This is a genomic window from Candidatus Clostridium radicumherbarum, from assembly GCF_045310525.1.
Lineage (GTDB): Bacteria > Bacillota > Clostridia > Clostridiales > Clostridiaceae > Clostridium_AT > Clostridium_AT radicumherbarum.
In genome coordinates this window covers 127,501-149,704 of sequence record NZ_JBJHZY010000002.1, presented here as the reverse complement: position 1 = coordinate 149,704, position 22,204 = coordinate 127,501, and the positions used below count along the sequence as shown (strand labels likewise).

Below are 22,204 nucleotides of genomic sequence, written 5' to 3'. Positions count from 1 at the left end.
TTATGGAATTACATAAGCTTAAGGCTCATGAAATAAAAGAGCTAATAGATAAGAAAGAAGTTAAGGTAGAAGAAGTAACTGAGAGCTATCTAGATAGAATAGACGCAGTTGATGCTAGCCTTGGAGCCTATCTATACGTAGCCAAGGAAGAGGCACGCTTAACGGCAAAGGAATTAGATAAGAAAATTAGTGATGGTAAGAGTATAGGTGCACTTGGTGGAGTTCCTATTGCAATTAAAGATAATATAAGCGTAAAAGGAATGCAAAATACTTGTGCTTCTAAGATTTTAGAGGGTTACATAGCTCCATATGATGCTCATATTGTTGAAAACTTAAAAAAGGAAGATGCAGTTGTTCTTGGAAAGCTTAATATGGATGAGTTTGCTATGGGTTCTTCCAATGAAAACAGTGCATTTAAGCTAGTTAAAAACCCTTGGGATTTACAAAGGGTACCTGGAGGCTCATCTGGTGGAGCAGCAGCTTCAGTTGCAGCCTTCGAAGCACCACTTTCACTTGGTTCTGAAACAGGGGGTTCTGTTAGGCAGCCAGCAGCATTGTGCGGAGTTGTTGGACTAAAGCCAACCTATGGAAGAATATCAAGATATGGTATTGTAGCCTTTGGTTCTACACTTGACCAAATAGGACCTATTGCTAGGGATGTTGAGGACTGTGCACTATTAACACAGCATTTAGCAGGATATGATTATAGAGATTCAACCACTGCAGAGGTGCCAGTTCAGGATTATAAAAACAGCCTAACTAAAGATCTTAAGGGTAAGAAAATAGGTATTCCAAAGGAATTCTTTGGCGAAGGCTTAAATGAAGAAGTTAGAAAGGCTGTATTAGAGGCTATAGAGGTACTTAAAGAGAACGGAGCAGAGGTTTCAGAATGTTCACTTCCTCTTTCAGAGTACGCCCTTGCTGCATATTACATTATAGGAAGCGCCGAAGCTTCATCAAATTTGGCAAGGTTTGATGGAATTAGATATGGACACAGAGCTAAAGAGTTTGAGGATTCTATTGATATTTATTATAAATCTAAAAATGAGGGCTTTGGCAAGGAAGTTAAGAGAAGAATTATGCTTGGTACCTATGCTTTATCAGCAGGTTACTATGATGCTTATTATAAAAAGGCATTAAAGGTAAGAAATTTAATAAAGCAGGATTTTCAAAGGGTGTTTAAAGAATTTGACGCAGTAGTTTCACCTACTACTCCAACAACTGCTTTTAAAATTGGAGAAAAAGTGGATGATGTACTTTCAATGTATTTATCTGACATATATACCGTACCTGTAAATATTGCAGGAATTCCAGCAATTTCAGTACCTTGTGGTATGGTTTCTGGTTTACCTGTTGGACTGCAGTTTATAGGAGATTATTTTAGAGAGGATACTTTATTTAATCTTGCTTATAGCTATGAACAGTCAACAAATTGGCACAAACTTATACCAAATATTTAATGCAGGTAATATATTGAAAGGAGGTAAAAGTCCTAAATGGACTTTTACGGGTAGTTTGCGAGCGGGAGTGAGTAATCTTAAACTGCCCCGTGTTTTCGACTGAAAGGAGAAAAAAATACATATGAAATTTGAAACAGTCATTGGCTTAGAAGTTCATGCAGAACTTTCAACAAATACAAAAATTTACTGCAGTTGTTCTACTGAGTTTGGGGGACAGCCTAATACACATGTTTGTCCTATATGTCTAGGACTACCTGGTTCCCTGCCCCAGCTTAATAAAAAGGTAGTGGAGTATGGGGTAAAGGCAGGACTTGCCTTAAATTGTAAAATACATAATATAAGCAGAATGGATAGAAAAAATTATTTTTATCCAGATAATCCAAAAAATTATCAAATTACACAGGATGAGATTCCACTATGTTATGAAGGATATATTGAAATTGAGCTCCAAAGCGGTGAAAAGAAAAAAATTGGGATAGAAAGAATTCATATTGAAGAGGATGCCGGGAAGCTATTACACACAGCTGCTGGAACTTTAATAGATTATAATAGAGCAGGAGTTCCTCTTATAGAAATTGTATCTAAACCAGATTTAAGATCTCCAGAGGAGGCTACACTTTATCTTCAAAAGCTTAAAAGCATTTTAAGCTCAATTGGAGTATCTGACGTTAAAATGGAAGAGGGATCCTTAAGATGTGACGGAAATATTTCCATAAGACCAGAGGGCAGCAAGGACTTTGGAGTTAAGTCTGAAATTAAGAACATGAACTCCTTTAAGGCACTTGAAAAAGCTTTAAACTATGAATATGAAAGACAGTTTAAGGCAGTAAACAGTGGAGAAAAACTTTTTGTAGAAACCAGAAGATGGGACGATGCTAAAGGTGAAACTATAGTTATGAGAAACAAAGAACAGGCTAATGACTATAGATACTTCCCAGAAGGAGACTTGGTAGCACTTAATGTTAGTGACAAGTGGATTGAAGAAATAAAAAGCACTATACCAGAGCTTCCACATGAAAAGGCTGAAAGGTTTGTTAAGGAATTTGAAATACCAAAATATGATGCTTCTGTTTTAACTTTATCTATGGCCTTAGCTGATTTCTTTGAAGCTAGCGCTAAATTAAGCGAAGATGCAAAATCAGCATCAAATTGGCTTATGGGTGATATTTCTAGACTCATGAATGAAAAAAATGTAAGTCCTGAAAACTTAAAGTTTACTCCAGAGTCACTAGCACAGCTAATTAAGCTCATAAATTCAGGAACTATATCTAATAACATTGGCAAAAAAGTAATAGAAGAAATGTTTGACACTGGAAAGGCTCCTAGTACCATAGTTGAAGAAAAAGGACTTGTTCAAAATAATGATGAAGGAGCTATTCGTGAAGCTGTTGTTAAGGTACTTCAAAACAACCCTAAGGCTGTAGAGGACTTTAAAAGCGGTAAAACTAGAATTGTTGGCTTTGTAGTTGGTTTAGTTATGAAAGAAACAAGGGGCAAAGCAAATCCACAAATAGCTAATAAATTAGTGGAAGAAGAGTTAAGTAAATTATAGACCATGTGAATATATTAAGCCGCTGAGAATACATAAGGAATCATCATAAATTCCTTATAAGTGTTCTCAGCGGCTTTAGTTATTACGATCTAGTACTTAGTATTTCTTTAACAGTTTGAATTTTACCTTCTTAAAAAAGATTTTTAAACTTAAGTTTCAGCTATATTATCCTCAGGTTGAGCTTGTTCTTTTTTAGTAACAACTTTATTTTGCAGACTAATGGTTTGAATAAGTTTTTCCATAAGATAGTTTTTATATCTTAATTGACCGAAAATCTGATTTAAAATAATAAATCCCCATACCAGGACAAATACTATTGTAAACATTGTAAGTATTCCAAAGAGTTCAATAACAAGCAGCATAACTAGACCCCTCCTAATTATAAATACAAAGACATTATAACACAAATATGAAATTTGAGGAAAATTAAATAATTCTTATAAGGAATTTTTGTTAAGAAATTAAATAAAATACATATAATATAGTGTATGAGATAAATCAATTTAATAGGAGGCAGAATGGCTAATATACTTGATTCTCTTTATTATCAGCTGAAAAAGGATGAAATAGAGAAAGCAAGTACAATTTTAAAGATGATAGATATAGAAACAATATTTCAAAATTTGAGTAAACTATGCTGGAATTATAATATTCAATGGGAAACAATAATTAAAACTAACTACCTTCTTAAATTAAAGCTCAGCGGTCATAATCAAGTTGTAATGCTTAAGTATCATAAAACAGATATGGTTACTTTAGAACAAATAGATTTATTTTTAAATGAACTTGATAAAACTAAGGCAAATAAGGGATTTTATATAACCACAGGTAAATTTGAAAGGAAAAATAAAAAAAACCTTAGATTTAGCTTAAATAAAAAGGACTTAATACTTGAAGACAGCCTCATTTTTATTAAAAACAATCTTGGACTAATAGGCAAAGCTAAGGATGATTTTATGATTAAAAAATTAAATTTCTATAAATATCTTCCCAAATAACTTAAGTTTGATTAAGTTTTGAAATAATGACTATAATTATTAATAAAAATATTTAAGCTAGTTTTTGGGAGAACTACATATGAAAAGCAAGTTTTGTTTTATATTGATTTTAATAATCATGCTTATATTCGCAAGTGGTTGCGTTGAAAAAAAGACAACTTCTACTATATTAGATAATAAGACAAAAACTAATATAGTTTATAGTATCAATAAGTATCCGGAGGATCTATTACAATTAAATTCAAGCAGCAGCTGCGACAAAGATATTCTTCTTGCCTTATTCGAAGGCCTTGTAAAGCAAAATGAAAATGGAGATGTAGTTCCAGGGATAGCAGAAAGTGTTACTAAAGGCAAGGATAATATTACTTATACCTTTAAGTTAAGGGATAATGCAAAATGGAATGATGGAAAGGAAATAACTGCTGAAGATTTTGTAACTTTTTTTAAAGATATATTAAATCCTAAACTTAAGAATAATTATGCTATTGAATTATATAGTATATTTGGCGCACAAGATTATAATAATGGTAAGAAAAGCTTTAGCGGAGTTGCAATTAGAGCTGTTGATGAAAAGACTCTTGAATTAAGACTAAATTCACCTTCAAATTCCTTGCTGCAAATATTAAGCGAACCAGTGTTTGCTCTTAGAATTATTGATACTAATTTAAAGGACTGGAAAAATGCATATAAGAGTATTAATTATACCGGCCCCTTTAGCCTTTATAGCGTAGATAATAGTGCAGGTTTAACACTATTAAAGAATGAAAACTATTATGGCAAAGATGATGTAAAATCAGATAAATTATATATTACCACAAATGTAAGTACTGAAAATGCTATGGCAAGTTTTAAAAATAATAAAATCAATTTATTCTTAAATCCTCCTGTTAGTGAGATTAAAAATCTTATTATTAATGGAGAGGAAGAAACTATACCAGTTAACATTGGGTGGAGTTTAAATTTTAATTTCAAAAAATCAGGAATTGTTAATGATATCAGCTTCCGAAGAGCATTAAGCTTAGCTATTAATAGAGAAAAAATAGCTGAAAATAATTTAAATAGTACTGCAAGAGCAGCTTTCACTTATGTTCCAAAGGAGGATACTGCAAGTTCACAAGTATTTAATGCAAGCAAATATATAAAAAAAGAAAATGATGATACACTTAGTAAAGAACTTCTTACAAATAGCAAATATGATAAAAAAGAAAAAGTAAGTTTTATATATTTAGATAATGATGAAAATAAACGAATTGCAGATGCTGTAGCAAAGAATATCAAAGAGGTATTAGATATTAATTTAGATTGCAAAGGCTTAAGTGAAGAAGGGTTTAATGACCTTTTAGTAAATGGCAATTTCAATATAGCTTTAAATGAATATACATCCTCTAATAATGATGCAGTATCTTTTCTAGAACCATGGATTTCAACTTCTAAGTCAAATATTTTTGGATATAATAATAGCCAGTATGATGAGCTTATTTTTAAGGCTAAATTAGAAGGAGATAAGCAAAAAAGATTAGACTATATAAAAAATGGAGAGACAATACTACTTAATGAAATGCCCAATATTCCCTTGTTTTTTCAGAATATGATTCTGTGCAAAAAATCAGACATAAAAGGGATTTATATTTTAAAAGAAGGCAATGTTAAACTTGATAAGGCTTTTATAGATGATACAGACAATACAAATAACTAAAAGCTCCCTATTATTCTGGGAGCTTTTATTTTAACTAATTAAGAAGATTATTACCTAAGGATTGTCAGCTGTAAATTTATTTAAATAAATAATGAGCAAATAAATAAACATATTCTTGCTGCTGTCAAAGGTAAGCTTGCTTTGAGTAAAGCTTTCTTTCTTTTTATTATAGGATATATTTTTAATAAATATAGGAGCTAAATCTACGCTATCAGGAGCAGGTACATTTGGCATTCTAAATTCCTGTTCATCAATGATGTCCTCAGATTTTGAGGTGAAGTTTCTATATCTTTCTACGTCGTCTAAATCAGGGCTTACAGGCCAGCTTAATATAATGCCTGAATCTATAAGCTGTCTTTTATATACATCTACGGCAATCATATTACCATCTTTACTTTCACCAAAAAACTTCATATAACTTAAAATGGATAATAGATAAAGTACAATTTCAAGGCTTGAATAAAGTGATTCTTTTTTATCTTCTGCCTTTAAAAAAAGTCCCTTTTCTGGCATATATAATTCCAGAAGTTTATTATGAATATTATCACAAGTATCCTTGAACTTTATAATTTCAGTATCTTTATAGATAACTAAGCAATTTATGAAGAACAAGCAATCAGTTTCTAGCTCATTTTTAAGTTTATCAGGAAGGATATCTTTGCGGCCCTCTAATATGAATTCCATTATATCAAGAAATAATAGTTTTGCCTCAGGCAGCTTACTATAACTGTAAAATAGATTTATCGCAAAAGAAAGTTTGGTTAATTCCTCATAGGAGCTAAGATAGAGTTCGTCTTTTAACTCATTAAACATATTAAAGATATCTAAAGCAAAGGATTTATATTCATTACCAAGTGCACTGTCATCAAATAAAGAATATTTATAGTAAGCAGCCATTAGGAAAGCTTGATCAGAAAACTTGAACTTTTTATTTTTTTCTTCAAATTTGTATTCCTCCAAGGAGTTTCCATCTGTATGCTTTTTATCCACAAATAAGCCTTCTATGTTCCTGAAGTTTGCAGCATAAAATTCGAGCTGCTTTTTTGCCAGCAATAAATAGACGTTTCCTAGAGAATGCTTTTTATTATCAATGCCCTCAAACTTCTTATAATAATCTATTAATTCTAAAATACCTAAGGTCATTAGTGAATTTCCTTCTATGTTTATTTCTTTTTTCAGGCTGTCTTCATCAAAGCATAGGCCGCCTCCGATATTTATTAATTTAGGACTCCCTTTTTTATATATACATAAAAGTGGAGAAAAAGAACCAATTGTGCTAATATCAAAATTAGGTACATTTTTTATCTTTAGATCCTTAGAGGAAATAGTTATTCCACATTTGGAATTTAAAACTAAATATTTTAATGATTCTTTTGCTAGGAAAAATAATTGTTTTTCAATGATATTACTTTTAAGGGTATTCATCCTTAAAAAAGGACCTATATACTTCAAACTATACACCACCATAAATTAATCCTTATATAAATAATATGATTTAATTTGGAAAATAGTGCTTGACCACCTAAAAAGAAAGGAGATTTTTATGAAAGTTGGAAAATTAAATTGGGATGATCTTAAAGAAATAATAAATAGTAATAAGAGTGTGGATAGAAAAGATGTCAGGATTAAAAGCGGGGTAGGTGAAGATTGCAGTGTTATAGAATATGGAGACTTTGAATGCATTGTTTCAACTGATCCTATAACAGGAGCTGAAAGTGACATTGGAAAACTTGCTGTACATATTAATTGCAATGATATAGCCTCCTGCGGCGTTGAGCCTATAGGAATTCTTGTAACCATTCTTGCGCCTGAGAAGACAACATTAGAGGAATTAAAGGATTTAATGAAAGAAATAAATGAAGAATGCAGAAAATTAAATGTTGAAATCCTAGGTGGTCATACTGAAATAACAAGAGCTGTTAATAAACTTATAGTATCCTGTACTGCCATAGGTAAGGGGAAGAAAGGTATTGCAGTTGCAACAAGTGGTGCTAAAATAGATGATGACATAATTGTAACTAAAAATTTGGCCATGGAGGGAACCTCTATAATTGTCAACGATTATTTTCCATTTATTAAGGATATAATCACAGCTGAAGAAGCAGAAGAAGTAAAAACGTATATAGAAAATATTAGCGTGGTTGATGAAGGTATAATAGCAGGAAATTTTGGAGTAAATTCCATGCATGATATAACCGAAGGCGGTGTATTAGGAGCACTGTGGGAAATGGCGGATGCTAGTAATGTTGGCTTTAGAGTATATGAAGAAAAGATGCCTTTAAGTAATGTTGCAAAAAAGATATGCAATAAGCTTAACATTGACCCTTTAAGATTTATATCTTCTGGAAGTATGCTTATTACAACTAAAAATGGGCCAGAGCTTATAAATAAGCTAAGCAAAAAAGGAATTAAGGCTGCAATTATAGGTAATATTACTAAGGACAAAGGTATTTTAGTTGATTATAAAGGCTTTGAAATAGAAGTACAGCCGCCAGAAAGAGACGAACTTTTTAGCTTGGAGGATTTATTAAGTAATTATAAATAATTTAAACAAAATCGTATAAATAAAAAGGATTAAATTTTTCTTTATGGAAGCATCCATAATTGATGATTTTTATTGGAGGTAATAAAATTGAGACATGATAATAGAAGGAATGATTCAGTAAGGCCCGTTAAAATAACCCGAAATTATATAAAACATGCAGAGGGTTCAGTTCTCATTGAAGTTGGAGATACAAAAGTAATATGTACTGCCTCCTTAGAGGATAAAGTACCTCCTTTTTTAAAGGGGACAGGAGAAGGATGGATTACTGCAGAATATAATATGCTTCCAAGGGCAACTCAAGTGAGAAAACCAAGGGATATTTCAAGATTAAAGATTGATGGCAGAACTATGGAAATTCAAAGACTTATAGGAAGGGCCTTAAGATCTGTTGTTGATTTAAAAGCCATTGGTGAAAAAACTATATGGATAGATTGCGATGTAATACAAGCAGATGGAGGAACAAGAACTTCTTCTATTACAGGAGCCTTTGTTGCCATGGTAGATGCAGTAAATAAGCTTCACAAACATACTCCATTTCAGGTTTATCCAATAAGAAATTTTGTAACTGCGGTAAGCGTAGGAATAGTAAGTGATGTTAAAATGTTAGATTTATGTTATATTGAAGATTCAAATGCTAAAGTGGATATGAATGTAGTCATGACAGATGAAGGTCAATTTATAGAAGTGCAGGGAACTGGAGAAGAGAGCCCTTTTTCTAGAAAGGATTTAGATGAACTATTGGCGCTTGGAGAAAAGGGAATAAAACAAATGCTGCAGGCACAGAAGGACGCACTTAAAACAGATTGTTTATGGATAGGGACAGGAGAAAGCAAATGAAAAAATTAATTATTGCAAGCAATAATGCTCACAAGGTTAAGGAGATTAAGGCCATATTAGAGGAATTCCCAATTGAAGTAATATCTTTAAGAGAAGCTGGAATAGATATTGATGTTGTTGAAGATGGAAGTACTTTTATGGAAAATGCACTTAAAAAAGCTAGTGAAATTTTTGAAATAGGCAAGGATGCTATGGTTTTATCTGATGACTCAGGGCTTATGGTTGATGCCTTAAATGGAGCTCCAGGGGTTTTTTCTGCTAGGTTTGCTGGAGAACATGGTAATGATAAGAAGAATAATGAAAAATTATTGAAGCTTTTAGAAGGAAAGCCAATGGAAGAAAGAAAAGCGCATTTCGTAAGCGCAATAGTACTTATCTTAAGTGAAGATAAAATAATAAAGGTTCAAGGAGAAGTTGAAGGCTTTATTAAGGAGGCACAATCAGGAAATAGCGGGTTTGGCTATGATCCGCTTTTTTATTATCCAAAGTATAATAAAACCTTTGGTGAATTAACTGAAGAAGAGAAGAATAGGATCAGCCATAGAGCAAGAGCTCTAGAAAAACTTAAGGTAGAATTAAAAAGGAGTAAACTTTAATGCAAATAGCTGTACTTAGCGATTCTCATAGGCATTCTTATGAGTTAAATCACGCTTTAAAGCAAATTGTAGCTGCAGACTTGATAATACATCTAGGGGATAACGTGGAGGATGTAGAGGTGCTTAGGAAGGGATATAAGGGTAGTATTATTAACGTGAGAGGAAATTGTGATTTTTCTGCTTTTGTGCCAAGTGAGAGGCTGGAGGAACTTAATGGTAAGAAAGTATTTATTACTCATGGCCATAAATATGGTGTGAAAAGTGACTTATTAAGGCTTAAATATAAGGCAAAGGAAGTAGGAGCAGATATAGTATTATTTGGTCATACACATGAAGCTGTTGAGCTGTATGAAGAGGGAATATGGTTTATTAATCCAGGAAGTCTAGCACTGCCAAGGAATAGATATAAAAGCTATGCTCTTCTTAATATTGATAAAGATGATATAAAAATCTGTATCAGAGAGCTAACTTAAAAAAAATGAAAATAGGTATTGACGAATTAAATTATATCGTGTAGAATAGTCTATGTCGTCGGGAGTTGAACAAGTACTTCCGAGATACCGGGGTGTAGCGCAGATGGGAGCGCGCGTGGTTTGGGACCATGAGGTCGCAGGTTCAATCCCTGTCACCCCGACCAAATTATGCGGGTGTAGCTCAATGGTAGAGTTCTAGCCTTCCAAGCTAGCTACGAGGGTTCGATTCCCTTCACCCGCTCCAAATGCGGCTTTAGCTCAGTTGGATAGAGCAACTGCCTTCTAAGCAGTAGGCCAGGGGTTCGAATCCCTTAAGCCGCACCAAATATGCACCATTAGCTCAGTTGGTAGAGCAACTGACTCTTAATCAGTGGGCCCTGGGTTCGAGTCCCTGATGGTGCACCATATGGTGGACGTAGTTCAATTGGCAGAGCACCGGATTGTGGTTCCGGCTGTTGTGGGTTCGAGTCCCATCGTCCACCCCATGTAATGGGATGTCGCCAAGCGGTAAGGCACAGGACTTTGACTCCTGTATCCGTAGGTTCGAATCCTGCCATCCCAACCAAGATGGTTCACTAGCTCAGTCGGTAGAGCACATGACTTTTAATCATGGTGTCCGGGGTTCGATTCCCCGGTGAGCCACCAAAATAAAATAATGCAGATGTGGCGGAACTGGCAGACGCACTAGACTTAGGATCTAGCGCCTACGGCATGCAGGTTCGATTCCTGTCATCTGCACCAATATGCGGAAGTGACTCAATGGTAGAGTGTCACCTTGCCAAGGTGAAGGTCGCGGGTTCGAGTCCCGTCTTCCGCTCCAAATTATGCGGGTGTAGCTCAATGGTAGAGTTCTAGCCTTCCAAGCTAGCTACGAGGGTTCGATTCCCTTCACCCGCTCCAAATGCGGCTTTAGCTCAGTTGGATAGAGCAACTGCCTTCTAAGCAGTAGGCCAGGGGTTCGAATCCCTTAAGCCGCACCATATATGCACCATTAGCTCAGTTGGTAGAGCAACTGACTCTTAATCAGTGGGCCCTGGGTTCGAGTCCCTGATGGTGCACCATATACCGGGGTGTAGCGCAGATGGGAGCGCGCGTGGTTTGGGACCATGAGGTCGCAGGTTCAATCCCTGTCACCCCGACCACTTTAAAAGTTATCTATTTATTTAAGTAACTTTTTTTATTTCTATGCGGGTGTAGCTCAATGGTAGAGTTCTAGCCTTCCAAGCTAGCTACGAGGGTTCGATTCCCTTCACCCGCTCCAGATTATGCGGCTTTAGCTCAGTTGGATAGAGCAACTGCCTTCTAAGCAGTAGGCCAGGGGTTCGAATCCCTTAAGCCGCACCATATGGTGGACGTAGTTCAATTGGCAGAGCACCGGATTGTGGTTCCGGCTGTTGTGGGTTCGAGTCCCATCGTCCACCCCAGATAGTGGGATGTCGCCAAGCGGTAAGGCACAGGACTTTGACTCCTGTATCCGTAGGTTCGAATCCTGCCATCCCAACCAAGATGGTTCACTAGCTCAGTCGGTAGAGCACATGACTTTTAATCATGGTGTCCGGGGTTCGATTCCCCGGTGAGCCACCAAAATAAAATAACGCAGATGTGGCGGAACTGGCAGACGCACTAGACTTAGGATCTAGCGCCTACGGCATGCAGGTTCGATTCCTGTCATCTGCACCAATATGCGGAAGTGACTCAATGGTAGAGTGTCACCTTGCCAAGGTGAAGGTCGCGGGTTCGAGTCCCGTCTTCCGCTCCAAATTTTAAGCACCCATAGCTCAGCTGGATAGAGTAGTGGACTTCGAATCCAATGGTCGCAGGTTCGACTCCTGTTGGGTGCACCAGAAATGTTGAAATATCAAGATTTACAGTTTTGTAGGTCTTGGTATTTTTTTATTTTCCTACATTATTCACACATAGCAGAAGATCCTATGGAACAATTAAAGAAATTAAGGGTGGTAGCATATTTCGGAACAATGAATGGTTATCTTGCTAATGTATATACTAGTATATATTATTTATTTTTAGTTAAAAAGTTTATTAATGCAACTCCGTAAAAAAGTTTTGACGACGTTTTTAGCAGCTTCTTTTTATTTGCAGATTATTCAAAAGTTATTAACAAATAATATTTATTATCGACATATAATTGTCACAAATCGCAGTTAATATATAAATATACTAAAAAAACAAATTACCCCCATAAAATAAATACCATTCCATAGCAGCTGGTTAGCCCCCTTTCCAGCTGCTATATTTATAAATTAATCAAGATTAATTAACAATAATATTTATTATTTTAACATTGGCTTAATAATAAACATGTAGAATAGTAATGTCCCCCTTCTAATTTTTACATATAAAGCAGTTGGTTGTTAATATTTCCGACTGCTTTTTACTTTTGTAGGGCTTTATTTTTTCTCTTGACTGCAAACAGATGTTTGCATATAATAAATCATTATGGCATGCTTTTGAAAGATGTAAACCAAATATCAATTTTTCATCAAGTATGGTATAATAGTTTAACAGAAGGAGTGATTTTTACGAAACTTATATGTAAATGCGGAAATGTAGAAGATATTATAACAGACAAACCCTTAGAAAGTTTTCAATTCAGAAACTGCGGTGATGGTACCGTAGCTTTAGTCTGTAAGAAATGCAGCGATATTGAATATATTATTAATAATGGTTAAAATTTTATATGTAAAAAAGCAAAACCTCTGAGTAATTTCAGAGGTTTTTATAATATTATACAGATGATGAAGTTTAAAAGGATGCAAAACTAATCATAATATAAATAATAAATTTAAAGGAGATTGTTATGTTAGCAGTAGAAGATTTACTATACGGCATAAAAATGAAGTTTATCGCCTTGACCATATTAAATATTACAGATGTGTTAGCCACATTAATACTCATTAATATTGGCTTCTGTGTAGAAGTAAATATATTTATGCAAAATATAATACAAGCTCCATTAATAAGCATAGCAGTTAAAACTTTCATTCCTGCTGTGCTTTTATACTTTCTATATCACCGATTAAAGCTAGCAAGTGAAAAACAAATAAGGATAGCAGCTGTTATTATTAATGCAGGATTAGGATTGTATATTTTGATTAATATATCGCATGTAGTATGGCTTACGATGTATTTTAGTTTCTATTGAAAATGATTATCATTTAAGTAAGATATTTACTTTTTAATTTTATTTTGTTATTATAACTCTTAGTGATACATATTAATAAATGTTGTAAAGTTAAAAGGGAGTAGTTTGATAGATATTGTCAACATATTGGCAAGAAGCCTGGCAATATCCGCAAAAATGCGAAGCGAGACTTTTAGCGTACTTTAGTACGCTGGGAGTCTTTTTATTTTTTTGTTAAGGAGGAATAATATGTATATTACACTTTTAATTATGATTGCTTCAGCACTAATAATTTACTTTAGTTGTGAGCTATTTGTAAATGGAGTTGAATGGGTGGGTAAAACATTCAATATTTCTCAGAATGCGGTAGGCTCCATTCTTGCAGCCTTTGGTACTGCCCTTCCTGAAAGCATAGTAACTTTTATAGCAGTAGTTTTTGGCGTAAATGCAAGTCAAAAGGATATTGGTGTTGGAGCAGCGCTAGGTGGACCTCTTGTTCTAAGTACACTTGCATATGCTGTTGTAGGTATTTGTATACTAATCTTTAGTGGCACGAGAAAATCTGGAAGTTGTATTAATGTTAATTATAAAAAATTAGCAAAAGACCAAACTTGGTTTATGAGCATTTTTGTGTTTAAAATAGGTTTAGGCCTTGTAGCTTTCACAATAAAGCCATGGTTGGGTATTTTGTTTTTAATAGCTTATGGGATATACTTTTACAAAGAAATGAATACTGACACTGCTGATATAGCTGAAGAATTAGAACCGCTGAGATTTAGTCCTAAAAGCATAAAACCAAAGAAAACATTGATATTGCTTCAAACAATAATATCTCTAATACTAATTTTTATTGGTTCACAAATGTTTGTACATAATCTAGGAACATTAAGTATTTCACTTGGGGTATCACCCCATATAGTCTCGTTACTATTAAGTCCAGTAGCAACTGAATTACCCGAAATATTAAATGCACTAATATGGGTAAGGCAAGGAAAAGAAAATTTGGCTCTTGGAAATATCAGTGGTTCTATGATGATACAGGCTACGGTGCCCAGCGCATTAGGTATAATTTTTACTCCATGGATGTTAGATAAGTCCCTCTTGCTTGCAGCAGTAATAACTTTTATGTCTATCTTTATTATAAGGTCAACATTAAAAAGAGGTTGTATGACCGCAAAAAAGTTATCACTAAATGCTTTTTTATATGTTATTTTTATTTTTGGAGTATTTTTTATAAGAGTTAAAATGTAGTTTAATCTGGTAAAAACATTAAATGACTCCCGATTATTAAGGCAGTTGGTTAGGTCCTCTATCCAGCTGCTTTCTTAGTAACAAAATTCACATCAATAATATATTATGCTACTAGGACAAGCTATATAAAGGAGGTGATGTTTTTGAGGCGCAGATTTGAAAGTGAAAGATTTTTAGATAGACTTTTCTCTGATAGATTTATTTCAGATAGAGGCCGCACTGACAGAGGCCGCACTGATAGACGATGTACTGACAGATGTTGCTGCGTAAGATGTTGTTGTGTTAGATGCTGCTGTATTAGGTGTCGAAGAAGGAGACGCCGTAGAAGAACATGTAGTTGGTAGTAATATTTTTGTTCAAGGTATAAGCATTTTTTATCAAGTTTGAAGGTTATAAACTGAAGACAAGAAATTAAAGTGGCTGGTTGCTTAATCCACCAGCTGCTTTTTATTTCTCTTGAATTTGTGTTATGGGTGGTGTGCAAAATATAGCCCACATAAAATTAAGGATAATAAAACTCTGATAATCAGGGCTTTATTTTTTTATATTGACATAATAAAAATAAAAGCACTATTGAATTAAAAACTTGATAGTGCTTTTATTATTAGGTAATCTTTTTGGAACTAAAAAATAATATAATTATTAAATTTTTTCTATTCTAAAATCCACGCATGTGATGATGTGGGAAATGAGGATGGAAAAAATGATGATGAAAATGGTGATGAAAATGGTGAAAATGTGGGAAACGTGGATCTGGGTCACCAGGATCCATTTGAGGCATCATTTTCGATTCTCCCATCATTGGACAAGTTTCCTTCATTGGGCAAGTTTGCATCCATGGGCATTGAGACATTGGAAACATATTATAAGGCATTCCCATATAATTTTTATCTGTTTGTTTATGACGGTCCTGTTGATTATTTTCAGCATTAATTTCTTTTGAATCAAAATTGTTAGGCTCTAGTGCATCATTTCTGTAATACATTGATTAACCTCCATTAAATTTACCTACATTAATATATTATTCTGTTAGCTTAAAATTTGACACATAAGATTTCCTAAAATTTAAAAAGCTTAGAGAAAAATATTCCTCTAAGCTGAATTTTATAATAATAAAGGTATATATTTATTACCACCCAGTGCTTCCAACTGCGTTATGAACGAATGCTGCAATTCTATCTATTGGAATGTCAACTATTGCCCCAAGTGTTCTACCACTGCAATCGAATCTGTCTGTAGTTCTCCTTATTTCTGTATTTCTAATACTTTCATTATTCATCTCATCAAACTCATTTGAGAATTCATTATTTCCAGTATTTCTTCTTGATGTGCTCCTTCTTCTTTCATCTGTACAACAATTACCTAATGCACATCCTGGAGCAGAACCAAGATTAATAATTAATCTGACAAAACCTCTACTAACTGATGCAAGAACTCCTGTAAATCCTTCTCCAGATTCTCCACCGCTGGTTGTAAAAATTGTAACTGTTTGTCCAATATGACGTGCTAAATCACCTGCAAGACCAAATCCATCTGGCATATTGTAGCCCTCCTTATTATATTAAAATAGTTGAATGACTTGTCCCAGTACATATTATGCTGTTTCTCTAAAATTGTTACTTCTTAACAAATTGCACACCTACTAAGCAAAATGCATAATATAATATGGTAATACTTTGAAAGGAATAAACATTTATGTACAATGATTATAACAACTATCCATGTTCTTATTGTGCCAATGGAACATATCAATGTCCATATCTCTGTGATCAGCTAATATATAATCAAAACTTTTCCAGAGAATATAACAATCAATATTATCCTTATGAAGATAATGCAAATTATGACTCAACCTTTGATTATTCACGTACAGCAGAGGAAAATGACCCTGCTCAATTGAAGGACTATGGACCAGAACCATTTGTAGTTAATATTGATGAGGCAACTAAGAGAAATAATAATTATCGTACAACTTTATGGACGGGGAAACATTTGCAGCTTACATTAATGAGCATCAAGCCAGGGGAAGACATAGGCTTAGAAATTCATCCAACAGTTGACCAATTTTTACGAGTTGAAGATGGCCAAGGACTTGCTCAAATGGGCCCTAGTAAAAATAACTTGAATTATCAAAGAAAAATTTATGATGGATTTGCAATTTTCATACCTGCTGGTACATGGCACAACGTAAAAAACACTGGTAATAAACCCCTTAAGATGTATTCTATCTATGCTCCACCGCAACACCCACATGGAACAGTTCATGCAACTAAGGCAATAGCCCATGGTTCTGAGAGCCGCAGACGTTAATTTTAAGATTTATTTTTAATAACAATTTAACCTAATGCAATGCTGATAATCTTTTATACAGCATTGCATTTTTTTACTTCGGTTCATGTGATGCATTGCAAGTAAAGTTTGATGATATACAGAAGTATTTATTGTAGCAAAAGTTAAATAAAACTTATATCATATATGGACAAGCAATATAATTGGGGGTGACATTCATGGGTAGAAGATCTTGCTGCTGTAGATGTTGCTGCAGAAGTAGAAGAAGAAATGATATATCGCCACTAGCATTATTAGCTTTAACTTTCTTTTTATTCTAAGGATAAAATAGAGCACTCAGAAATGAGTGCTTTATGCTTACGCTTTAAATTTATAAACCTAAGATTAATTGTTTTACAATTAAAACCATCTGGTAACATAATTTACTATTCAAAATAAACTATTATAGGAAAAATATTCCTTGAACTAATATGAATAAAAATAACTTAAGATATTTACTATAAGATCTTATACAACATGCTTTGCATAAGATTCTCTTTTGATAGGGGTGGGATAGCTTATGCTTATAAAAACAGAAACTCAGGAAAAAATAGGAAATAATGTACATCTTTATGATAAAATTTATAAAAGTTATTTTATGATTAATAACAAATTAAAAGAAGGAACATTTATAAATACAAAAGACAAATTATTAAATACAATTAGCTTTAATAAATATGAAGCATACATGCTCATTAATAAGTTAGAGGAGCTTTCAGAATATGTTCCTCCTGTTAAAAAAATTAATAATTACCGTGAAATCATAAATTTCACACAAGAATATGAGAGGGTTATTTTAAGGCCCATAGACTTCAGTATAAATGCTCCAATTTTCTTTTTAGAAGCTGCAGATGATCACATTACAATTATGGAAAACAAAAAACTACAACTCATAAAAAAAATATTATATTGTCGAAGTGAACTTAAGGAACTATTTCAATTACAGGAAGTATCCGTAGATGATTATTTTCTTCAAAAAGGTATCAGTTATATCAATACAAATGAGTTACTTAATAATATACAAGTAACCATGAAAAAAGCTGATGCAGTAAATTGGAAGTGTTCTTCCCTTCAGTTTTTAATGGGAAAAAATAAGATCCTTTTAAATAAGATATTGGATGCCTCAGAGGAAAAATACTTGAATATACTAAAAAAAGCTTTGCCAGTTGGATGTAAACTTGACCTTCTATTAAAGCAAATAAAAGCAATTTGCCAAAAATCGTGTTATGCATTGGATAAAAGTAATCCTGGCTTTAATGAATATGAATTTGAATTAACTATAGACAAAGAAAAAAAGCTTTGGATTACTGATATAAATATTTTGAATAGCTATAAAGACTTTAAAAAAATTGATTTTAAAACCTATTCAAGAAAAAATGCCACAATATTATATGAAGAGCCAATTATTAATTTGAAATAAAAATATAAAGCCTGCATTTTGCTGATATGCAACCTTGTAGCAGTTAGTTTTATTAGCTACATACCACAAAGAGCATATCATACTTATGCAGGCTTTATACCTTTAGCTTCAGCTGATTTTGTTCTTATATAGAAAATGGTAATGACAATGGTAGGAATTATAATATAGTTAAGAAGGCAAATATATGTATAATAATCTAAAAGTTTAAATAGTGTAAATAAGTTCTTTGAACAGTAATAACTTATTATAAATACTACTATTGTTAGGATATAATCCATATATTTATTCTTAATCTTCAGTTGTTTTAGAATAAGCAGTATTGCAAAAAAGGATAAAATATATTTTATAAACCATCCACCTACTATTTGAAGCATAACATAAAGCTCACCATTTTCTAAAAAACCAAAATGGCTTACTAGCTGGGTTTGAATAAGTTTTGGATAGGATATATTATTAGCTCTATTGATACTAAAGGTCATTATAATTCCTGTGGAAGCAATAATTTCCATTTGAACTAATATAATTAAGCCTATTAAGGAATCTCTTTTTAATTTAACTTTATCTCCAATTTCATTAAGATATGGTAAAACAATCCCTAAACCGCCATACATGCCAAAAGACTTTATTAAAGAAAAAATAAATCCTAAGGTAACTCCATTGGTGAATATAGGAAATAAATATTTTAACTGTTTATACTTTGCAGTTAGAATACTAAGATTTATCCCTGCAAACATAATTAAGGTTATACCTATTAAGGTTACTATAATAATTGCTACCTTGCCTTTTTTTATGGTGTATAATGCAGGAAAAATGAAAAGCACAAGTAAGGACCAAGGTGGATTAAGTATCAGCATATTAGTATGCATTGAACTTGCTTCTACGGAGGAGCTTTCTACTAAGGTCAATATTAAAGTCATAACAAAAAAAAGTAGGAATAAGGTTCCAAGTATATTACCAAGAGCCTTCTTATAAATGTCACAAATATTGTAGTTATTTGTTTTTTTACAAATATATAAAATATATAAAAAGTAGAAAATTATTAGCAGAGAAGAAATAATAACTGCCACCCATGAGTCTTTACCACCACTTTTCATATAAATTGCAGGATAAGTTTTTAGGGATATTACCGCCGTGCCCAATATAAAAAAGGCAACATGCTTGGAAGTGAATTTATCCATATATGTAACCTCACATATAAACTTACAAAGTATTACATAGTTATAGCAAGTCTTAATGTTAGTAATTATTGCCCTTCATAAGAATACTATTCATTTTTATTACGAATAATAGAATAAATTACATTTATTCTTAAAAGGTGGTGGTGGTATGAACGGAATTGAAATGCTAGCCAGCATAAGAAAGAAGCTAGATCATAATTTTGATATAAAATATAGAGAAATACAATGTCCTAGGGGCTTAATAACTTTGGTTTTTGCGGAGACTCTATGTAATTGTAAATTTATTAGTGAGTATATTGTTGCTCCTCTACAAGAAGCTAAATTCATAAAAAATAGTATCGAAGAAGTAAAAAAAGAAATCATAATGGCTGATACAGTTGGAGACATAAACTCGGAGGAGGAGGCTCTGATTAGTATTTTATCAGGTAATGTGGTCATCTTCTTTAGCTTTTATAGTAAGGTAATATATTGTGAGGCAAAGGAATACAGCAAGAGAAGCATAACAACGCCTATAACTGAAACCAATATAAAAGGCCCAAGAGAGGGCTTTAATGAACCTTTTATTGATAATGTATCACTGCTTAGAAGAAGGATAAAGGATACTAATTTAAAATTTGAAAATATTCTTGTTGGTGATTCAACAAAGACAATAGTTGTGCTTACTTATATTCAAAACAAAGTACCACCAGAGCTTTTAAATTATGTAAAAAAACAAGTTAATTCTATAAAAGTTAATGGACCAATATTATCTAATCATATTGAAGAACAATTTCAATGTAAATATACACTTTTTGACACTGTGGGCTATAGCGAAAAACCAGAAAAAATTGCTTCTAGAATATGTGAGGGAAGGGTGGGGATAATTGTAGATGGCAGTCCCTTTGTTGCTACAGTACCGCATTTTTTTATTGAAAACTTTGAAGTCACAGATGATTATACTTCTAATAAATATTTTGCCAATGGAATTAGAATATTTAGATGGTTTGCATTTATAATGGCAAGTTTACTTCCAGGGTTTTATGTAGCTATAGTTACCCATCATTTTTCTTTAATTCCCTATAGTTTTATTTTTAGACTTGCTATAGCAAGGGCAGGAGTTCCCTTTCCAACAGTAGTAGAAGTACTGGTTATGATGGTTTTTTTTCAGCTTAGCAGGGAAGCTGGCATAAGGCTTCCTCAGCCAATAGGATTATCAATGAGCATAGTGGGCTCGCTGATATTAGGCGATGCAACAGTAGGTGCTAACATTGCCTCACAAACTACGCTAATCATAGTAGCAATTGCATCAATAAGTTCTTTTTTAATTCCTAATTTATATGGAGTAACATTTTTTTGGTCTATAGTAATTATTGTTTCATCTACTATATTAGGGCTTCCTGGCTTTTATATAGGCTTTTGCATATTTGTTTCTCATATGGCAGGCTTAAATAGCTGCGGTTACCCTTTTTTATTTCCTTTAGGTACCCTTAAGCAGTATAAATTTGAAGATCTTTTATTAAGAGGAGATTTAAATAAAATATCAAATAATATTTTAGATGAGGATAAAACAAAATGAAAAAGATAATTTTATTACTTTTTTTAAGTTTTACTTTATTTTTTAACGGGTGCAAAGGTTATGATGATGTTAATAGGCTCTTATTTGTAACTACTGTAATTATTGATGTTGATAAAAATAATATGCCCATAATATATTTAGAAGCATTTAAGCCTACAAGAACAACACAAAGCGGATCAGAAAAGGGAGAACGATTATTATTTAAAGGAACAGGAAAAACAGTTTTTGAAGCTTTAAATGATATAAACTTATCATCAAGTTTAAGGTTAAATTATACACAAAATAAAGTTATTATGTTCACTCAATGTGCAGCTAAGTATGGTATAGACAATTTTATTGACATCATTGATAGAGAGCAGCAGTTTTTGGTAAGACCGTACATTGCCGTGTTAATGACTTCACCTGATAGAATACTTGGTGCTAAAATTAAATCAGAAGAATATATAGGTATTTATATTCATGATTTAATAGAAAATGTGGGATCTTCCCCAAGAGCTATTAAGCTTCCAGTTAATGATTATCTAAATAAAAGATTAATTGGAAGCAGAACTGGAATTGTTACGGCTATAGACTTAAAAAAAGATCAATTGGAGGATATTATAGAAATAGAGGGAGGAACAATAATTAAGAATGATAAGATGGTTGATTTTATGCCCAAAACCTTAGGTTTAGGTTATAATTTTCTAATGAATAATTTAGCTTCAGGTAGTCTTGAAATTACTAATCCTGATGTTCCTGATAGATTTGTAACCTTAAGAATTCTAAATAGTAAAACAAAAACTAATCTAACTTATGACGGAGAAACAATTTACCTTAATAAAAGTATAAAACTTAAAACTACTATGGGGTCAGTTCAGAAAAAAATAAGTTTTAGTAATGGGGAATTGGAGAAAATTAAAGAGAAATCTAAATCAAATATTGAAGAGGCTTGTAAAATTTTATTTAATAAATATAAAGAAGAAAATTTAGATATTTTTGATATACAGGAGGAATTTGAAAGAAAGTATCCAAATGTAAAAGTGGAAAATGTATTAAAGATAGCAGAACTTAAACTTCAAATAGATGAAACTATTGAAGGTTCACCTGACATACAAGGTAATACATAAGGGAATATATAATATAATATTTGTTTAGGGAAATATTGTAAGCAATAATTTTTCTAAGATTAATTTA

At 32.7% G+C, this 22,204-nt stretch carries 20 protein-coding genes and 21 tRNA genes; 36 read left to right on the top strand and 5 right to left on the bottom strand.

The window, feature by feature from the left end:
* The first annotated feature begins 2 nt into the window (after positions 1–2).
* On the top strand, positions 3–1,460 hold the full coding sequence (gene gatA, locus ACJDUH_RS10625; protein WP_406765172.1) for an Asp-tRNA(Asn)/Glu-tRNA(Gln) amidotransferase subunit GatA: 1,458 nt from the start codon (positions 3–5) through the stop codon (positions 1,458–1,460).
* Between the two features lie 121 nt (positions 1,461–1,581).
* A complete protein-coding gene (gene gatB, locus ACJDUH_RS10620) occupies positions 1,582–3,012 on the top strand; it encodes an Asp-tRNA(Asn)/Glu-tRNA(Gln) amidotransferase subunit GatB (RefSeq protein ID WP_406765171.1) in 1,431 nt (476 codons plus the stop codon).
* 149 nt (positions 3,013–3,161) lie between these two features.
* On the opposite strand, the gene ACJDUH_RS10615 is transcribed toward gatB, so the two are convergent.
* Entirely contained in the window at positions 3,162–3,374 is a 213-nt protein-coding gene (locus tag ACJDUH_RS10615) for a hypothetical protein (protein WP_406765170.1), read from the bottom strand.
* Positions 3,375–3,530: 156 nt separating this feature from the next.
* On the opposite strand from ACJDUH_RS10615, the gene ACJDUH_RS10610 reads away from it, so the two are divergent.
* Both ACJDUH_RS10610 and ACJDUH_RS10605 read left to right on the top strand, forming a co-directional pair.
* Positions 3,531–4,010 carry a hypothetical protein gene (locus ACJDUH_RS10610; protein WP_406765169.1) on the top strand — a complete coding sequence of 160 codons (480 nt, stop codon included), beginning with the start codon at positions 3,531–3,533 and terminating at the stop codon, positions 4,008–4,010.
* Between the two features lie 79 nt (positions 4,011–4,089).
* Positions 4,090–5,706 carry a peptide ABC transporter substrate-binding protein gene (locus ACJDUH_RS10605; protein ID WP_406765168.1) on the top strand — a complete coding sequence of 539 codons (1,617 nt, stop codon included), beginning with the start codon at positions 4,090–4,092 and terminating at the stop codon, positions 5,704–5,706.
* 54 nt (positions 5,707–5,760) lie between these two features.
* On the opposite strand, the gene ACJDUH_RS10600 is transcribed toward ACJDUH_RS10605, so the two are convergent.
* Positions 5,761–7,158: a hypothetical protein gene (locus ACJDUH_RS10600; protein WP_406765167.1), complete on the bottom strand. Its 1,398-nt coding sequence runs from the start codon at positions 7,156–7,158 to the stop codon at positions 5,761–5,763.
* A gap of 91 nt (positions 7,159–7,249) precedes the next feature.
* Between ACJDUH_RS10600 and ACJDUH_RS10595 the strand changes: the two genes are divergently transcribed.
* From ACJDUH_RS10595 to ACJDUH_RS10460, 28 genes are all read left to right on the top strand, one after another.
* Positions 7,250–8,251, top strand: coding sequence for an AIR synthase family protein (locus ACJDUH_RS10595; protein WP_406765166.1), 1,002 nt, complete (start codon positions 7,250–7,252; stop codon positions 8,249–8,251).
* 87 nt (positions 8,252–8,338) lie between these two features.
* A complete protein-coding gene (gene rph / locus ACJDUH_RS10590) occupies positions 8,339–9,088 on the top strand; it encodes a ribonuclease PH (protein WP_406765165.1) in 750 nt (249 codons plus the stop codon).
* On the top strand, positions 9,085–9,684 hold the full coding sequence (locus ACJDUH_RS10585; protein ID WP_406765164.1) for an XTP/dITP diphosphatase: 600 nt from the start codon (positions 9,085–9,087) through the stop codon (positions 9,682–9,684). Before rph ends, ACJDUH_RS10585 begins: the two co-directional genes overlap by 4 nt.
* Entirely contained in the window at positions 9,684–10,157 is a 474-nt protein-coding gene (locus tag ACJDUH_RS10580) for a metallophosphoesterase (RefSeq protein ID WP_406765163.1), read from the top strand. Before ACJDUH_RS10585 ends, ACJDUH_RS10580 begins: the two co-directional genes overlap by 1 nt.
* 88 nt (positions 10,158–10,245) lie before the next feature.
* A tRNA-Pro gene (locus ACJDUH_RS10575) sits at positions 10,246–10,321 on the top strand.
* A gap of 6 nt (positions 10,322–10,327) precedes the next feature.
* Positions 10,328–10,401: transfer RNA gene (locus ACJDUH_RS10570), tRNA-Gly, on the top strand.
* A 3-nt stretch (positions 10,402–10,404) separates the two neighbouring features.
* Positions 10,405–10,481 (top strand) — tRNA-Arg (locus ACJDUH_RS10565).
* Positions 10,482–10,486: 5 nt separating this feature from the next.
* A tRNA-Lys gene (locus ACJDUH_RS10560) sits at positions 10,487–10,562 on the top strand.
* A gap of 4 nt (positions 10,563–10,566) precedes the next feature.
* Positions 10,567–10,642 (top strand) — tRNA-His (locus ACJDUH_RS10555).
* A gap of 5 nt (positions 10,643–10,647) precedes the next feature.
* Positions 10,648–10,722, top strand: a tRNA-Gln gene (locus ACJDUH_RS10550).
* 4 nt (positions 10,723–10,726) lie between these two features.
* Positions 10,727–10,802: transfer RNA gene (locus ACJDUH_RS10545), tRNA-Lys, on the top strand.
* Between the two features lie 12 nt (positions 10,803–10,814).
* A tRNA-Leu gene (locus ACJDUH_RS10540) sits at positions 10,815–10,898 on the top strand.
* Between the two features lie 4 nt (positions 10,899–10,902).
* Positions 10,903–10,977 (top strand) — tRNA-Gly (locus ACJDUH_RS10535).
* A gap of 6 nt (positions 10,978–10,983) precedes the next feature.
* Positions 10,984–11,057, top strand: a tRNA-Gly gene (locus ACJDUH_RS10530).
* A gap of 3 nt (positions 11,058–11,060) precedes the next feature.
* Positions 11,061–11,137, top strand: a tRNA-Arg gene (locus tag ACJDUH_RS10525).
* Between the two features lie 5 nt (positions 11,138–11,142).
* Positions 11,143–11,218 (top strand) — tRNA-Lys (locus ACJDUH_RS10520).
* A gap of 5 nt (positions 11,219–11,223) precedes the next feature.
* Positions 11,224–11,299 (top strand) — tRNA-Pro (locus ACJDUH_RS10515).
* Between the two features lie 45 nt (positions 11,300–11,344).
* Positions 11,345–11,418: transfer RNA gene (locus ACJDUH_RS10510), tRNA-Gly, on the top strand.
* A 6-nt stretch (positions 11,419–11,424) separates the two neighbouring features.
* A tRNA-Arg gene (locus ACJDUH_RS10505) sits at positions 11,425–11,501 on the top strand.
* Positions 11,502–11,505: 4 nt separating this feature from the next.
* Positions 11,506–11,581, top strand: a tRNA-His gene (locus tag ACJDUH_RS10500).
* Between the two features lie 5 nt (positions 11,582–11,586).
* Positions 11,587–11,661: transfer RNA gene (locus tag ACJDUH_RS10495), tRNA-Gln, on the top strand.
* A 4-nt stretch (positions 11,662–11,665) separates the two neighbouring features.
* Positions 11,666–11,741, top strand: a tRNA-Lys gene (locus ACJDUH_RS10490).
* Positions 11,742–11,753: 12 nt separating this feature from the next.
* Positions 11,754–11,837: transfer RNA gene (locus ACJDUH_RS10485), tRNA-Leu, on the top strand.
* A gap of 4 nt (positions 11,838–11,841) precedes the next feature.
* A tRNA-Gly gene (locus ACJDUH_RS10480) sits at positions 11,842–11,916 on the top strand.
* 8 nt (positions 11,917–11,924) lie between these two features.
* Positions 11,925–12,001 (top strand) — tRNA-Arg (locus tag ACJDUH_RS10475).
* A gap of 624 nt (positions 12,002–12,625) precedes the next feature.
* Complete coding sequence (locus ACJDUH_RS10470; protein ID WP_406765162.1) at positions 12,626–12,847, top strand: hypothetical protein; 222 nt, start codon at positions 12,626–12,628, stop codon at positions 12,845–12,847.
* A 128-nt stretch (positions 12,848–12,975) separates the two neighbouring features.
* Positions 12,976–13,320, top strand: coding sequence for a DUF5658 family protein (locus tag ACJDUH_RS10465; protein ID WP_406765161.1), 345 nt, complete (start codon positions 12,976–12,978; stop codon positions 13,318–13,320).
* Between the two features lie 228 nt (positions 13,321–13,548).
* The gene (locus ACJDUH_RS10460) at positions 13,549–14,550 is read left to right on the top strand and encodes a sodium:calcium antiporter (protein WP_406765160.1); all 1,002 of its coding nucleotides are present in this window, start codon (positions 13,549–13,551) and stop codon (positions 14,548–14,550) included.
* 658 nt (positions 14,551–15,208) lie between these two features.
* Here ACJDUH_RS10460 and ACJDUH_RS10455 read toward each other — a convergent pair.
* Entirely contained in the window at positions 15,209–15,535 is a 327-nt protein-coding gene (locus ACJDUH_RS10455) for a hypothetical protein (protein WP_406765159.1), read from the bottom strand.
* 144 nt (positions 15,536–15,679) lie between these two features.
* Positions 15,680–16,090: a hypothetical protein gene (locus tag ACJDUH_RS10450; protein WP_406765158.1), complete on the bottom strand. Its 411-nt coding sequence runs from the start codon at positions 16,088–16,090 to the stop codon at positions 15,680–15,682.
* Between the two features lie 155 nt (positions 16,091–16,245).
* Here ACJDUH_RS10450 and ACJDUH_RS10445 point away from each other — a divergent pair, with 155 nt between their 5' ends.
* Positions 16,246–16,860 carry a cupin domain-containing protein gene (locus ACJDUH_RS10445; RefSeq protein WP_406765157.1) on the top strand — a complete coding sequence of 205 codons (615 nt, stop codon included), beginning with the start codon at positions 16,246–16,248 and terminating at the stop codon, positions 16,858–16,860.
* A 538-nt stretch (positions 16,861–17,398) separates the two neighbouring features.
* A complete protein-coding gene (locus ACJDUH_RS10440) occupies positions 17,399–18,298 on the top strand; it encodes a YheC/YheD family protein (protein ID WP_406765156.1) in 900 nt (299 codons plus the stop codon).
* Between the two features lie 83 nt (positions 18,299–18,381).
* On the opposite strand, the gene ACJDUH_RS10435 is transcribed toward ACJDUH_RS10440, so the two are convergent.
* On the bottom strand, positions 18,382–19,476 hold the full coding sequence (locus ACJDUH_RS10435) for a GerAB/ArcD/ProY family transporter (RefSeq protein ID WP_406765155.1): 1,095 nt from the start codon (positions 19,474–19,476) through the stop codon (positions 18,382–18,384).
* Between the two features lie 148 nt (positions 19,477–19,624).
* On the opposite strand from ACJDUH_RS10435, the gene ACJDUH_RS10430 reads away from it, so the two are divergent.
* Both ACJDUH_RS10430 and ACJDUH_RS10425 read left to right on the top strand, forming a co-directional pair.
* The gene (locus tag ACJDUH_RS10430) at positions 19,625–21,031 is read left to right on the top strand and encodes a spore germination protein (protein ID WP_406765154.1); all 1,407 of its coding nucleotides are present in this window, start codon (positions 19,625–19,627) and stop codon (positions 21,029–21,031) included.
* Positions 21,028–22,137, top strand: coding sequence for a Ger(x)C family spore germination protein (locus ACJDUH_RS10425; RefSeq protein ID WP_406765153.1), 1,110 nt, complete (start codon positions 21,028–21,030; stop codon positions 22,135–22,137). Before ACJDUH_RS10430 ends, ACJDUH_RS10425 begins: the two co-directional genes overlap by 4 nt.
* Positions 22,138–22,204 lie beyond the last annotated feature (67 nt).

What these genes read in the sequence shown, in the direction of transcription:
- gatA (WP_406765172.1), top strand. Translation starts at nt 3, where the DNA reads ATGGAATTACATAAGCTTAAGGCTCATGAAATAAAAGAGCTAATAGAT.
- gatB (WP_406765171.1), top strand. Translation starts at nt 1,582, where the DNA reads ATGAAATTTGAAACAGTCATTGGCTTAGAAGTTCATGCAGAACTTTCA.
- ACJDUH_RS10615 (WP_406765170.1), bottom strand. Translation starts at nt 3,374, where the DNA reads ATGCTGCTTGTTATTGAACTCTTTGGAATACTTACAATGTTTACAATA.
- ACJDUH_RS10610 (WP_406765169.1), top strand. Translation starts at nt 3,531, where the DNA reads ATGGCTAATATACTTGATTCTCTTTATTATCAGCTGAAAAAGGATGAA.
- ACJDUH_RS10605 (WP_406765168.1), top strand. Translation starts at nt 4,090, where the DNA reads ATGAAAAGCAAGTTTTGTTTTATATTGATTTTAATAATCATGCTTATA.
- ACJDUH_RS10595 (WP_406765166.1), top strand. Translation starts at nt 7,250, where the DNA reads ATGAAAGTTGGAAAATTAAATTGGGATGATCTTAAAGAAATAATAAAT.
- ACJDUH_RS10585 (WP_406765164.1), top strand. Translation starts at nt 9,085, where the DNA reads ATGAAAAAATTAATTATTGCAAGCAATAATGCTCACAAGGTTAAGGAG.
- ACJDUH_RS10580 (WP_406765163.1), top strand. Translation starts at nt 9,684, where the DNA reads ATGCAAATAGCTGTACTTAGCGATTCTCATAGGCATTCTTATGAGTTA.
- ACJDUH_RS10465 (WP_406765161.1), top strand. Translation starts at nt 12,976, where the DNA reads ATGTTAGCAGTAGAAGATTTACTATACGGCATAAAAATGAAGTTTATC.
- ACJDUH_RS10460 (WP_406765160.1), top strand. Translation starts at nt 13,549, where the DNA reads ATGTATATTACACTTTTAATTATGATTGCTTCAGCACTAATAATTTAC.
- ACJDUH_RS10455 (WP_406765159.1), bottom strand. Translation starts at nt 15,535, where the DNA reads ATGTATTACAGAAATGATGCACTAGAGCCTAACAATTTTGATTCAAAA.
- ACJDUH_RS10450 (WP_406765158.1), bottom strand. Translation starts at nt 16,090, where the DNA reads ATGCCAGATGGATTTGGTCTTGCAGGTGATTTAGCACGTCATATTGGA.
- ACJDUH_RS10445 (WP_406765157.1), top strand. Translation starts at nt 16,246, where the DNA reads ATGTACAATGATTATAACAACTATCCATGTTCTTATTGTGCCAATGGA.
- ACJDUH_RS10440 (WP_406765156.1), top strand. Translation starts at nt 17,399, where the DNA reads ATGCTTATAAAAACAGAAACTCAGGAAAAAATAGGAAATAATGTACAT.
- ACJDUH_RS10435 (WP_406765155.1), bottom strand. Translation starts at nt 19,476, where the DNA reads ATGGATAAATTCACTTCCAAGCATGTTGCCTTTTTTATATTGGGCACG.
- ACJDUH_RS10430 (WP_406765154.1), top strand. Translation starts at nt 19,625, where the DNA reads ATGAACGGAATTGAAATGCTAGCCAGCATAAGAAAGAAGCTAGATCAT.
- ACJDUH_RS10425 (WP_406765153.1), top strand. Translation starts at nt 21,028, where the DNA reads ATGAAAAAGATAATTTTATTACTTTTTTTAAGTTTTACTTTATTTTTT.